Origin of the sequence: Microcoleus sp. S36b_A4 (genome assembly GCF_036700645.1) — a bacterium.
In the GTDB taxonomy this organism is placed as follows: domain Bacteria; phylum Cyanobacteriota; class Cyanobacteriia; order Cyanobacteriales; family Microcoleaceae; genus Microcoleus.
In genome coordinates this window covers 1-12,080 of sequence record NZ_JAUBPI010000139.1, presented here as the reverse complement: position 1 = coordinate 12,080, position 12,080 = coordinate 1, and the positions used below count along the sequence as shown (strand labels likewise).

General features: G+C 46.7%; 9 protein-coding genes. 8 read left to right on the top strand and 1 reads right to left on the bottom strand.

All coding sequences use genetic code 11. The features are described from left to right. The first annotated feature begins 756 nt into the window (after positions 1 to 756). From QUA03_RS26885 to QUA03_RS26865, 5 genes are all read left to right on the top strand, one after another. Positions 757 to 1,956 carry a HEAT repeat domain-containing protein gene (locus QUA03_RS26885; RefSeq protein WP_333216503.1) on the top strand — a complete coding sequence of 400 codons (1,200 nt, stop codon included), beginning with the start codon at positions 757 to 759 and terminating at the stop codon, positions 1,954 to 1,956. A gap of 105 nt (positions 1,957 to 2,061) precedes the next feature. After that, complete coding sequence (locus QUA03_RS26880; RefSeq protein ID WP_333216501.1) at positions 2,062 to 3,147, top strand: glycosyltransferase family 4 protein; 1,086 nt, start codon at positions 2,062 to 2,064, stop codon at positions 3,145 to 3,147. Between the two features lie 136 nt (positions 3,148 to 3,283). Further along, positions 3,284 to 4,045: a type I methionyl aminopeptidase gene (map, locus tag QUA03_RS26875; RefSeq protein ID WP_333216499.1), complete on the top strand. Its 762-nt coding sequence runs from the start codon at positions 3,284 to 3,286 to the stop codon at positions 4,043 to 4,045. A 266-nt stretch (positions 4,046 to 4,311) separates the two neighbouring features. Then, entirely contained in the window at positions 4,312 to 5,241 is a 930-nt protein-coding gene (locus tag QUA03_RS26870; protein ID WP_333216497.1) for an LD-carboxypeptidase, read from the top strand. Positions 5,242 to 5,406: 165 nt separating this feature from the next. Continuing rightward, positions 5,407 to 6,189: a hypothetical protein gene (locus QUA03_RS26865; RefSeq protein WP_333216495.1), complete on the top strand. Its 783-nt coding sequence runs from the start codon at positions 5,407 to 5,409 to the stop codon at positions 6,187 to 6,189. A 111-nt stretch (positions 6,190 to 6,300) separates the two neighbouring features. On the opposite strand, the gene QUA03_RS26860 is transcribed toward QUA03_RS26865, so the two are convergent. Beyond that, complete coding sequence (locus QUA03_RS26860) at positions 6,301 to 6,804, bottom strand: YetF domain-containing protein (RefSeq protein WP_333216494.1); 504 nt, start codon at positions 6,802 to 6,804, stop codon at positions 6,301 to 6,303. A 317-nt stretch (positions 6,805 to 7,121) separates the two neighbouring features. Between QUA03_RS26860 and hemE the strand changes: the two genes are divergently transcribed. From hemE to QUA03_RS26845, 3 genes are all read left to right on the top strand, one after another. Beyond that, positions 7,122 to 8,186: a uroporphyrinogen decarboxylase gene (hemE, locus tag QUA03_RS26855; protein ID WP_333185260.1), complete on the top strand. Its 1,065-nt coding sequence runs from the start codon at positions 7,122 to 7,124 to the stop codon at positions 8,184 to 8,186. Between the two features lie 623 nt (positions 8,187 to 8,809). Next, on the top strand, positions 8,810 to 9,775 hold the full coding sequence (locus QUA03_RS26850) for an NAD(P)-dependent oxidoreductase (RefSeq protein ID WP_333216492.1): 966 nt from the start codon (positions 8,810 to 8,812) through the stop codon (positions 9,773 to 9,775). Positions 9,776 to 10,205: 430 nt separating this feature from the next. Then, positions 10,206 to 11,798, top strand: a complete 1,593-nt coding sequence (locus QUA03_RS26845; protein WP_333216490.1) for a B12-binding domain-containing radical SAM protein — start codon at positions 10,206 to 10,208, stop codon at positions 11,796 to 11,798. Positions 11,799 to 12,080 lie beyond the last annotated feature (282 nt).

The window sequence follows — 12,080 nt, the reverse complement described above, 5'->3', positions numbered from 1 at the left end:
CTTCATATTATGGGAGCTAATTTTTTCTTTTATTTTACCTAGAACGAGCGCACTTTCGCAAGAGGTCTAATATTTCCTAACGGTTATCTTAGTCGATCGCCCAAACACTTCTATCCGGGATAATTGCCCCCTGCAAATTAACATCGGTCAAATCAGCGCTCTCTTTCTTACAGCATTTTTGGTAAATAAAACTGGTTTGTGAGCGTCGAGAGTGTGTCCTGGAATGTACGGAAAATATGCAGTTTAGCAGCGAAGAATTAACGAAAAAACTGGCTTTCTCGTTACCAGTGCCAATCCCCCTGTCCCACTTGAGCCCAAATTCACACAAAAACGATCGACCCGCAGGCTCGGAAGCTTGTTAAACTCTTGGTCATGTCACGCTATTGGTGAGAAATCGACGGCTAGCCACAATCGTCTGCTAACGCCCCCGCAGTGCTGGGCTGCGGGGCCTGCATTGCACACTGGACGTAGGTGAGATTAGCTGCAATCAACTTTCGGGATGCCGCTGCTAAAGTCGCGGCCGCCAATGTAGTTGTTCGTTTTAAACTAATTAAACTAATTATTTAAAGGAGTTGCACCTCAATGACACAATTGTGCTTATAATATCTGGCTCGGTGCCCTCTCAAACCAGGGTTTTTCGCTAGTCTGGTGGTATTTGTGAGTTAGTTAAGCCCATAGCAGCTAGGATCGAGCTAACTCAAGGTTAAACTAAAGCTCGTCATGCGGCGTTGCCTCTCAAAACCCGGATTGAGTCTTATGGCGCATTACCGCTCCTCTGTATGTTTGTTCACCTGCATTGCCTGTCTGGGCGCTGCGTTCAGTCCAAGTGCCGACGGAGGGCAACAGGTACTCAATGCCTCTGCGCGTGCTGTTTCCCAAGAAATTGCTCAGGCGAACTCTCCCCCAGACGATCGCCAGGATTCCAAGCCTCCAAAACCGTCTCCAGCGCCCGATAAAAACAAATCTCAGCCTTCCAAAACGTCCAAATCTAATTCTAAGATCCCGAAATCGGTATCCAATTTGATCGTCATTTTGTCTCGTCAGCGGGGGTTCTTAATGTTGGGTTTGGCAGCAGTTGTCGTCACGGCAGCGGCAGTATTTATCATGCTCAAATTAGTTAGTAGTGACGAGTCAAATTATTCTAAACGAAGACGGGGAAGATTTGAGCGCCACAACCCAAGAAACTCTCAATTTAGTAATAATCCCGATTCTCCTACAAACTCGCACGCAATTACACAGCACAAGGCTTCTTTTGGGCTATCCAAACCGCTGTCAGCCTTGCCCTACCCTTTGGATGTACCAAAAGACAACAGTATCGAGAACAGCGATCAACCTTTTCCGTTAAATATGGAATCCGGGGCACCAGAATCCCAGGATGCAGCAGTCGAGGGCGATCGAATTAATTCCGACACCTCGCCCTTGGAAACTCACAGCAACGGATACAGTAACACAGGTTTCAACATTCCCGAAACAACTAATCAAACCGATTCCCTAGCTAATAAGAAAGGTATTGCCCTTCCCGAAACGGATGGTAGACCTAAAGTCGATATTATTGAAGCACTGATTGAAGATTTGCAGCAGCTAAATCCGGCAAAGAGAGGCAAAGCAATTTGGGAACTAGGACAGCGGGGAGATTCCAGAGCAGTTGAGCCGTTGCTCGATTTGCTAGCAAATTCCGACTCCAAGCAGTACAGTTTAATTTTGGCAAGTCTCTCGGAAATTGGCATTCGCACCCTCAAACCCATGAATAATGCGTGGTCAATTTCGCTGCAAAATGAAAATCCCGAAGTGCGTAAAAATGCAATTCGCGACTTGACGCGGATTTACGAATTGGTGAATCAAATCAGTTACTTGTTGCACCGTGCGACGGACGATCCAGATCCAGAAGTTCAGGAAACTGCTCGCTGGGCAATCAATCAGTTGAATCGCATCCGTCCGCGTTCTGGGATGGATTAATAAATGTAGCAATTTTCAAATAATTTGAACTTGAGATGTGAAATGGGAAATTGATAATTTAGATTATGTTAAAATTAGTGAATGCTGATTAATGACTAATGACTAATGACTAATGACACTTTAAAACTATTGTTCCTGTCAACTTCGGTCGGTAAACTCGGTTCGGGGTTGGGTGGCGGAGTCGAACTTACAGTCCTTAACATCGCTAAAGAATTACAGAGGCGCGGTCATAAAATAGCAGTTGTAGCACCGATAGGTTCAATTTTAGAATCAATTCCAGTAATCGAAATAACGGGTGATTTGCAAGTAACCGCCCAAACACAAGATTACAATGATCCTATTGTGATGCCCGCCGATTCTGTGCTGGCGAATATGTGGGAATATGCTCGGCAAGTTCAGGCTGAATGGGATGTGATTGTTAATTTTGCCTACGATTGGCTGCCATTTTATTTGACACCATTTTTTAGGACTCCGATCGCACATTTGATCAGCATGGGCTCCCTTTCCGCCGCCCTCGATCGCATCGCCGGACAAACCGCCGTCCAGTTTCCTGGTACGATCGGAGTTCACACCGCTTCTCAAGCCAAAACATTCGCCTTTGCCGATCAATGTCAGTTGTTGGGAAATGGCATAGATTTATCCCTGTACGAATTTTGCAACCAACCGCAGTCTAAATTAGCTTGGCTAGGTCGCATCGCCCCGGAAAAAGGCTTAGAAGATGCAGTAGCATCAGCGAAAATTACAGGCATTCCCCTGAAAATTATGGGCAAAATGCAAGATGAGGATTATTGGCAAAAAATTTGTGCAGATTACCCGGATGCTCCGGTAGAATATTTAGGGTTTCTGACAACAACTCAAATGCAAGAGCAAGTCCGTCAGTGCCGAGCATTGTTGATGACACCGCGCTGGGTGGAAGCTTTCGGAAATGTCGCGATCGAGGCTTTAGCGTGCGGTGTGCCTGTGATTGCTTACGAGCGCGGGGGGCCGGCGGAAATTGTTCGAGACGGGCTGACGGGCTTTTTAGTGGCTCCTGATAGCGTAAATGGCTTGGTAGGTGCGATCGCCCGCTTAGAACAAATTGACCGCAGCGCTTGCCGGCGACAAGTAGAGGTAGAATATTCTTTGGAAGCTTTGGGCGATCGTTGTGAACACTGGTTCAAATCTATCACTGCTAGTAGGGTTCGTCAGTAATAATACTGGCTCATTTTTAGAAAGATTTGCTGACTGATGCACCTTACAAGTTTATTAAACAGCAATTCAACTCTATTCTCAAATTGAGTTAAATAAACTCTTAATTGACTACACAAAAAAGGAAACAAAAAAAACTATGGCAACCGAACGTTTAGTGCTTTTATCCAGTAGAGAAATCGAAAAAATGCGCCAAGCAGGCCGTTTAGCGGCCGAACTTCTGCTACATCTCGAACCGATGGTTAAACCGGGAGTAAGCACTCTAGAAATTAACGATGAAGCCGAACGTTGGACTTTGGCACACGGAGCAAAAAGCGCTCCGCTAGGCTATAAAGGATTTCCAAAATCTCTGTGTGCTAGCGTCAATGAAGTAGTTTGTCACGGCATCCCCAATGCGAAACAAATTCTTAAAGAAGGTGACATTATTAATATTGATGTAACACCTTTAGTTGAGGGTTATCATGGCGATACTTCCAAAACTTTTTTTGTGGGCAAACCTTCCCCTGTAGCGAAAAAGTTAGTTGAAGTAACCGAGGAATGTTTAAGAAGAGGAATTGCGGAAGTCAAACCGGGTGCTCGTACCGGCGACATCGGTGCAGCGATTCAAGAATATGCTGAAGCACAAGGTTTTTCGGTAGTGCGAAATTTTGCAGGACACGGGATTCACCGAGTCTTTCACACTGAACCGGAAATTTTGCATTACGGCAAGCGGGGCACAGGAAAAAAGCTCAGACAAGGCATGGTTTTTACGATCGAGCCGATGATTAATGAGGGTACTTGGGAAGTGGAAATTCTCGCCGATGGTTGGACTTCTATCACCAAGGATGGAAAGCTTTCGGCTCAATTCGAGCACACTTTGGCTGTGACTGATTCTGGGGTCGAAATTCTGACTTTACCTTAATTGTTGACGGTTGACAGTTGACTGTTGACTGTTGACGGTTGACAGTCAATGGTTTGCCATCAACTATCCCTCGCAATCTTTTGACTCAAGAACAAATCGATCGACTGCATCCTTTATTAAATGAACTTTCACCAAAACTTAATGCCTATCTTAACTCACTAAAACAAAAATCCAAAGGTTAACAATCAACAGCAAACAGTCAACAGTCAACAGCAAACAGTCAACAGTCAACAGTCAACAGTCAACAGTCAACAATCAACCTACTAATGACTAACATAAAATTTCTGCAACCAGGAGATTTGCTCAAAGTAATTGCCCCTAGTGGCACTTTGCGAGAATCAACCAACTTTGAAAAGGGTGTAGAAATTTGGAAATCTCACGGCTATCGAGTTGAATTAACACCGGGTTTTGACGATCGCTGGGGCTATTTGGCCGGTTCGGATGAAAACCGCGTCCGACAGCTCGCAGATGCCCTCAATGACCCGGATTGTCGCGGTATTCTCTGTGTTCGAGGCGGTTTCGGCAGCACTCGACTTTTGGAAAAAGGAAATGTGGGAAAGGCAGAAAATTCCCAATTCCCAACCCCCGATTCCCATTCGCCGAAATGGTTAATCGGCTTTTCCGACATTACTGCTTTGCTGTGGAATCAGGCTAAATTGGGTGTTTGGGGCGTTCACGGGCCGATGCTGACAACTTTGGCTGCGGAACCGGATTGGTCTGTCGATCGACTTTTTGACTGCATAGAAGGTCGTCCCTTACAATCTTTGCAAGGTAAAGGATGGGGCAGCGGACAAGCCACCGGGCCGCTGTTTCCGGCGAATCTGACGGTCGCTTCTCATTTGCTCGGAACCCCGTATCAACCGGATTTGACCGGGGTTATTCTCGCATTTGAGGATGTTTCCGAAGCTCCTTACAGGGTCGATCGAATGTTGACTTTGTGGCGGATGGCGGGGGCTTTCGCTGGGGTGCGGGGCATTGCTTTGGGGCGCTTCAGTCGCTGCGAGATTGATCCAAGTATTCCTAGTTTTAGCATTGAAGAAGTTTTGCGCGATCGGCTGGGGGATTTGAATATTCCGATTGTTTCGGATTTGCCCTTCGGGCACGAGGGAGTTAACGCTGCTTTACCGATGGGAATTATGGCGAGTCTCGACGCTGAATCGGGATTGCTGATTTGTGGCGATCGATCGCAACTTTAGATTAGGGCTCAACGTCTATAACTTTAACATGAGATTTTGCACCCGGTAAATAGCCTGGTTTCGTGAGGTTGACACGGTTGGCAGAAATTACATTTAAAATGGATTGTGTATGCAAATGTCGGCGCCAAGAAAGCAAAAAGATTTTAAATTTTTCCAGAGGTTGATATGAAAACACACAACTTGTTAAACAGTATTGCTGCCGCTGTGCTAGTTACGGGATTGGCACTTACCGGAATTTCCTCAAGTGCGGTTGGCGAACAGATAGGTAATAACGATCGCATAGACGGAGTAATTCGCCGCACTTCCCCGATTTACCGTTTCCGGAATATGTGGGTTCCGGGCTCTCCGACGGAAGAATTGCGTGGTCAAGAATACACATTTAGCGCGAGGGAAGGCGACAACATTGAAGTGTTTTTAGATACAGATAGAAGTCGCGGTTTTACTCCCGTCATGGTGCTATTTTACGGGAACAACAAACAAGTCGCTTTTACGCAAGACCGTTCGTTTAATTATCAAATTCCCCGTAGTGGCGATTACAAACTGTTAGTGTTAGCAAAAGATGCTGCCAGGGGCGGTAACTACACGCTGGAAGTTGCGGGAATTGATGGGGGCGGCAGACAATCTCGCAATTCGCGGGACGATTGGTACACGAGACGAGATAACGATCGATATGACGGTCAATATGACAGAGCACAGCTTCTGCAAGATGATTTTGGCTTGCGGTCTGTTGATTGTCGCGAGAGACGTTCTATGGTGAGAGTCAGATTTGACGATGGAAATCAAGACTCGACTTACTGCGCTGTCCCGAATAGAAGGTATCCGGCGGGAGATTATTACTACAATTCGCGGACTAGAGATTTAGACTCGGCGCGGCGGAATGATAGTAGATTCGATGCGGGCCCAGATCAATGTCGGGTAGTGGTGGGCGGAGTTTGCGTAACGAGATAGTTTCGATTTAATTAACCGTATGGTGCGTCGCCCAATACAACCTACTATTAAGCTCGAAAATGGAGCAGCGACGCACCATACAAGATGAGTCTCTACAGATTTAAATATCGACTAAGTTACATCTTTGAGAGCCGATCGCGAATTGTTCGGAGATTTTTTGACAACGCTCATACTGCCGTCGGTTTCCAGCACTACAGCTTCGATTTCTTCGATCGACGCGCTGCCCGTCCCCCGAATCGCCGCCCGAATTTCCTCTTCACTCACGCGCTGCTGCCGCATCGCCACAGGCAGAAATTGGCCTTGGTTGAGTAGCATAGTAGGTTCGGCTTTGATGAGATTTTTTACCCACTTTACCCGCACCGCAAGCCAAGTGACGATGAATTGCAGCCCGATGAGTAAGCCGAGTCCGAAAACGCCCTCGACCAAGGAAACGTCTTTTGACATGATGACAGTCGCCAACGTCGAACCAAGCGCGATGGTAACGATGAAATCGAAGGCATTCCACTTCGACAGAGTTCGCTTGCCCGATGCCAGCAGCAAAAAAATCAGCACGACGTAAGCGGAAACGCCGATCGTCAAAATCCGAATCAATTCAACCCAATTGTCAAAAAACATATTTTTATTTCGCCGTCCTGATTTTGGGGGCGCTTTGCCGCTGCGCCAGTGCTAGATGCTTTGTCTGCTTGAGGTCGCGGTCGCGGATTCTGTTAGTTTGCAATGTCATTGTAGCAAAAGGGTGGATGTGAAAATTTCCTATTAGCAATAGTTTCAGCTATTAAGAATTTCTTGAGCGTGCCAGAAGGTTGCTATCGAACTCAGCCACTTTCCTCATCTTCCTCCCCGCCGACAGATGAATTTTTTGTCAAAAAGGACGATCGCACAGTGGTAAGCTACCAAAGGCATTGAAATATCTAAGGTAGAGAAAAGTTAAAATGTCGGCATTAAATGAAGTTCCCTTGTTGTTGCGGGCAGCCCGCGGCGAAACCCTAGACCGCCCGCCCGTGTGGATGATGCGCCAAGCCGGTCGCTACATGAAGGCTTATCGAGATTTGCGAGAAAAGTATCCCTCGTTTCGCGAACGTTCCGAAATTCCCGAAGTTGCCATCGAAGTTTCCCTTCAGCCGTGGCGCGCGTTTCAACCCGACGGCGTAATTCTGTTTTCCGATATTGTCACCCCCATGCCGGGTTTGGGTATTGACATGGACATCGCCGAAGGCAAAGGCCCGATTATCCACGCACCCATCCGCACTCAGCAGCAAATCGACAACCTGCAACCGCTGAACCCGGAAGAAAGCTTGCCGTTTATCAAAACAATCCTGAAATCCCTGCGCGAAGAAGTCGGCAATAAATCCACCGTGCTCGGTTTTGTGGGCGCGCCGTGGACGCTGGCGGCCTATGCGGTTGAGGGCAAAGGTTCTAAGGATTATGCGATCATCAAAAACATGGCATTTTCCGATCCAACTTTACTGCATCAGTTGCTGTCGAAATTCGCAGATGCGATCGCAGTTTACGTGCGCTATCAAATCGACTGCGGCGCGCAAGTAGTGCAAATGTTCGACTCCTGGGCCGGCCAACTCTCCCCGCAGGACTACGACACCTTCGCTCTACCTTACCAGAAACAAGTATTCGAGCAAGTCAAAAAAACCCATCCTGACACACCGCTAATTCTGTTAGTCACCGGTAGTGCGGGCCTCCTCGAACGCATGACAACATCCGGCGCCGATATCATCAGCGTCGATTGGACAGTGGATATGGCCGACGCGCGCAAGCGTTTGGGCCCGAATATGAACGTTCAAGGAAATCTCGATCCGGGCGTGTTGTTTGGTTCTCAACCGTTTATTCGCGATCGAATTCTTGATACAATTCGCAAAGCCGGCCCGCGCGGACACATCCTCAATTTGGGACACGGCGTATTACCGGGAACTCCCGAAGATAACGTTCGTTTCTTCTTTGAAACCGCAAAACAAGCCGACAAGTTGCTTGCAGTTGCTGCTTAATTTGATTTCGATTGTAGAATCCGATCAAATCCGGTTAATTGCACCTGATATTTGTAGGGACACTCCAAGAACTCATGGGTGTCAACTTAACGTAAAACCGACCGTCTCTCTTGTTGGTATCAAAGTGTAGATCCCCCCTAACCCCCCTTATTAAGGGGGGGACAGGAATCTTCTCAAAGTCCCCCTTCTTAAGGAGGATTTAGGGGGATCGAGACTGCGTTAAAAGCGAGAGTTATCAAGCTTTCAGTCTTAAGTTGACACAAATAGGCAATGCCCTCTCCCTACCCTGGAAAAAGATTGTAGAATCCGATCAATTTCGGTTAATTGCAGTTAATATTTGTAGGGACACTCCAAGAGCCCATTGGTGTCAACTTAACGTAAAATCAACCGTCTCTCTTGTTTGTATCAAAGTCTAGATCCCCCCTAACCCCCCTTAATAAGGGGGGGACATGAAGCACTCTAAGTCAACCCCTACTCCCCTTCTTAAGGGGGATTTAGGGGGATCTGGACTCGAATAAAAGGGATATTCCTCATCGACTTGAGGTTTAAGTTGACACTAATAGGTAATACCGTCTCCCTAGCGTCGAAAAAGCGTCAAATCCTCCCTCTTCCCCTGCGGCAAAATGAACACCAAAAAAATTTTTGTGACGGGTGCAAGTGGCTGTATCGGTCACTACATGGCCGAAACTTTGATTCAAGAAACAAACCACGAACTTTACTTATTAGTTCGCAACCCAGAAAAATTAAAATTTGACTGGAAGGCCCGCCCCGGCATCCATATATTACAAGGCGATATGCGAGATATCGAGCAACACGCCGAACTTTTGCAAACAATTAATGTCGCAATTTTAGCTGCCACTGCTTGGGGAGGAACTCAAGAAGTGTTTGACGTTAACGTAACGAAAACTCTCCAGCTAATTCAACTACTTTCGCCACAGACTTGCCAACAAGTAATTTATTTTTCAACGGCCAGTATTCTCGGTCGAGACAACAATTTGCTGAAAGAAGCCGGAGAACTGGGGACAGATTATATTAGCTCAAAATACAACTGCATGGTGCATTTGTCAGCTTTGACAAATGTGCCTCCCATTACGGCACTTTACCCGACATTAGTACTGGGAGGAGACGCCGAAAAACCAGTCTCTCACTTGTCATCTGGCCTGCCCCTTGTGGCCAAATGGATTGGTTTGATTCGCTGGTTTAAGGCAGATGGCAGTTTTCACTTTATCCACGGCGCAGATATTGCTAAAGTAGTTAATTATTTAGTTCAACATCCGCCTGCTTCCGAGGAAACGCGACATTTTGTGCTAGGAAATCCCCCGATTACAGCTAACGAAGTGGTAGAACAAGCTTGCCAGTATTTGAATAAAAACATATTCTTTCGGATTACTCTGTCACCTTGGCTGGCCGATTTCTTTATTTGGCTGTTCCGAATTCAAGTGGCTGCTTGGGATAGATTTTGCATCAGCTACCGCCATTTTACCTATCAAAATCTTGTGAATCCCGAAAGCATAGGAATGCCGAGTTACTGCGGCACAGTTGCCGATATGTTAAGAACTAGCGGGATTCCCGGCAAAGATTCAAATTAGGGGATAAGGAAGTTCGGCAGCGGATTTTATAACGGATGTAACGGATTTAAAGGATTTAACGGATGAATGTTGAGGAAAAAGGAAGAGGAAATGTGCATTAAACAACTAATGTAGGGTTCTTATGGCGCACCAAAGCAGTAATTTACTGTTTCCAGTTTTTTTTCCTTAATTCCATGCTTTTTAAATGCGATTATCGTCAATTAACGGTCAAATACGATAAGATATCAGCATTTGCAAACTTTAACAGGGAACTGCAAGCTAAAAATTGCGCTCAATTTGTGGGTTTTAGGGGGTGTCACCCCTCGCCAGATATTCGATCGAGTGCAAGATCGTAATTTTAGCCTTAACATGAAGTCTTGAGAGTCGATCGAACTCTCACGCCCCGCCAGCCCGATCGCAAGTTGTTTACTGATGTGAGGTTTAACATATAATGCGAGTTCTTCTAGTTTACCCGCTGTTTCCGAAAACATTTTGGTCTTACGAGAAAATCCTAGAATTAGTTGATCGTAAAGTGCTGCTGCCACCGCTGGGTTTGGTAACAGTAGCAGCTATTTTACCCCAAGAATGGGAATTTAAGTTAGTCGATCGCAACATCAGACAAATCACCGAAGCAGAATGGGAATGGGCAGAGCTCGTTATTCTCTCCGCAATGATTGTCCAAAAAGAAGATTTGCTAGACATCATTCGCGAAGCAAAACGGCGCGGTAAATCCGTAGCTTGCGGCGGCCCCTACCCCACCTCTGTACCCGAAGAACCTCAAGCAGCGGGCATAGATTACCTGATTCTCGACGAAGGCGAAATCACCTTGCCGATGTTCGTCGAAGCAATCGGGCGTGGCGAAAAAAGCGGAATTTATCGATCGGACGGCGTAAAACCCGATGTTACCACAACCCCCGTTCCCCGCTTCGACTTGCTGGAATTAGACGCCTACGACTCGATGTCGATTCAATTTTCGCGCGGCTGTCCTTTCCAGTGCGAATTCTGCGATATCATCGTCCTCTACGGCCGCAAACCTCGCACCAAAAACCCCCAACAATTGATAGCAGAATTAGACTATCTCTACAACTTGGGCTGGCGGCGCGGCGTGTTCATGGTAGACGACAACTTTATCGGCAACAAACGCAGCGTCAAACTGTTGCTAAAAGACTTAAAAGTCTGGCAAGAAGAACACAAATTCCCCTTTACTTTCAACACAGAAGCATCCATCGACTTAGCCCAAGACCAAGAATTGATGGAGATGATGGTAGCTTGCAATTTCAATGCAGTGTTTTTAGGGATTGAAACCCCTGATGAAGAAAGCCTGCAAATGACCAAGAAATTCCAAAATACCCGCAATTCCCTGATCGAATCAGTAGAGTTAATTGCGAAAACTGGTTTGCGAGTAATGGCCGGATTCATCATCGGATTCGACGGCGAAAAACCCGGTGCCGGTCAGCGGATTGTCCAGTTTGCCGAAGCAGCAGCTATTCCGAGTACAACGTTTGGAATGCTGCAAGCTTTGCCGCACACTGCATTGTCCCACAGACTAGCAAAAGAAGGGCGGTTGCGCGACAAATCTGGCAACCTCAACCAGACTACCTTGATGAACTTTATCCCGACGCGGCCTCTCGAAGATATTGCCCGCGAATATGTCGAGGCTTTCTGCGAAGTGTACGATGCTGAGAAATATTTAGACCGAACTTATCGCCATTTCTTAATGTTGGGTGCACCCACAGCAAATATACCTGCAAGAATTCCCAGTTGGATCGACTTGCGAGCACTGCTAACGGTGGTTTGGCGGCAGGGAGTCAAGCGCAAAACTCGGTGGAAGTTCTGGCATCATTTGTTCAGTATTCTCAAGCGCAATCCTGCGGTTTGGGATCATTATCTGACTGTGTGCGCTCACAACGAGCATTTCCTGGAATACCGCCAGATTGTGCGGGATGAAATTGAAGCTCAATTGGCTGAGTTTTTGGCTAATGAGTCTCAAACTGTATATCAAGAACCTGTTTCTGTTGAGGAAAAGGAAGTGCAAGCGGTTTAGGGTTGGAGAATTCAACCGCAGATAAACGCAGACAAACGCAGATGAATGTAAGATTGTCTGCGTTTATTTTGTTTTTAATCTCGTTTCCAGGTTCTGACTGGAAATGTCATATCCTGCGGCTCTACCGCCTCTTGAGAGCATGCGAGAGAGCCTCCCGATGCCTTCCCAGTTTCTGACTCAAAAGGTGAAATACTACTATTGGCGACCTGGGGGGGTAACAACCAGCCTGAAACCCAGAGGTGGTGAGGATTGAGGCAATGTGTGCTAAAAAAAGATAGGCAG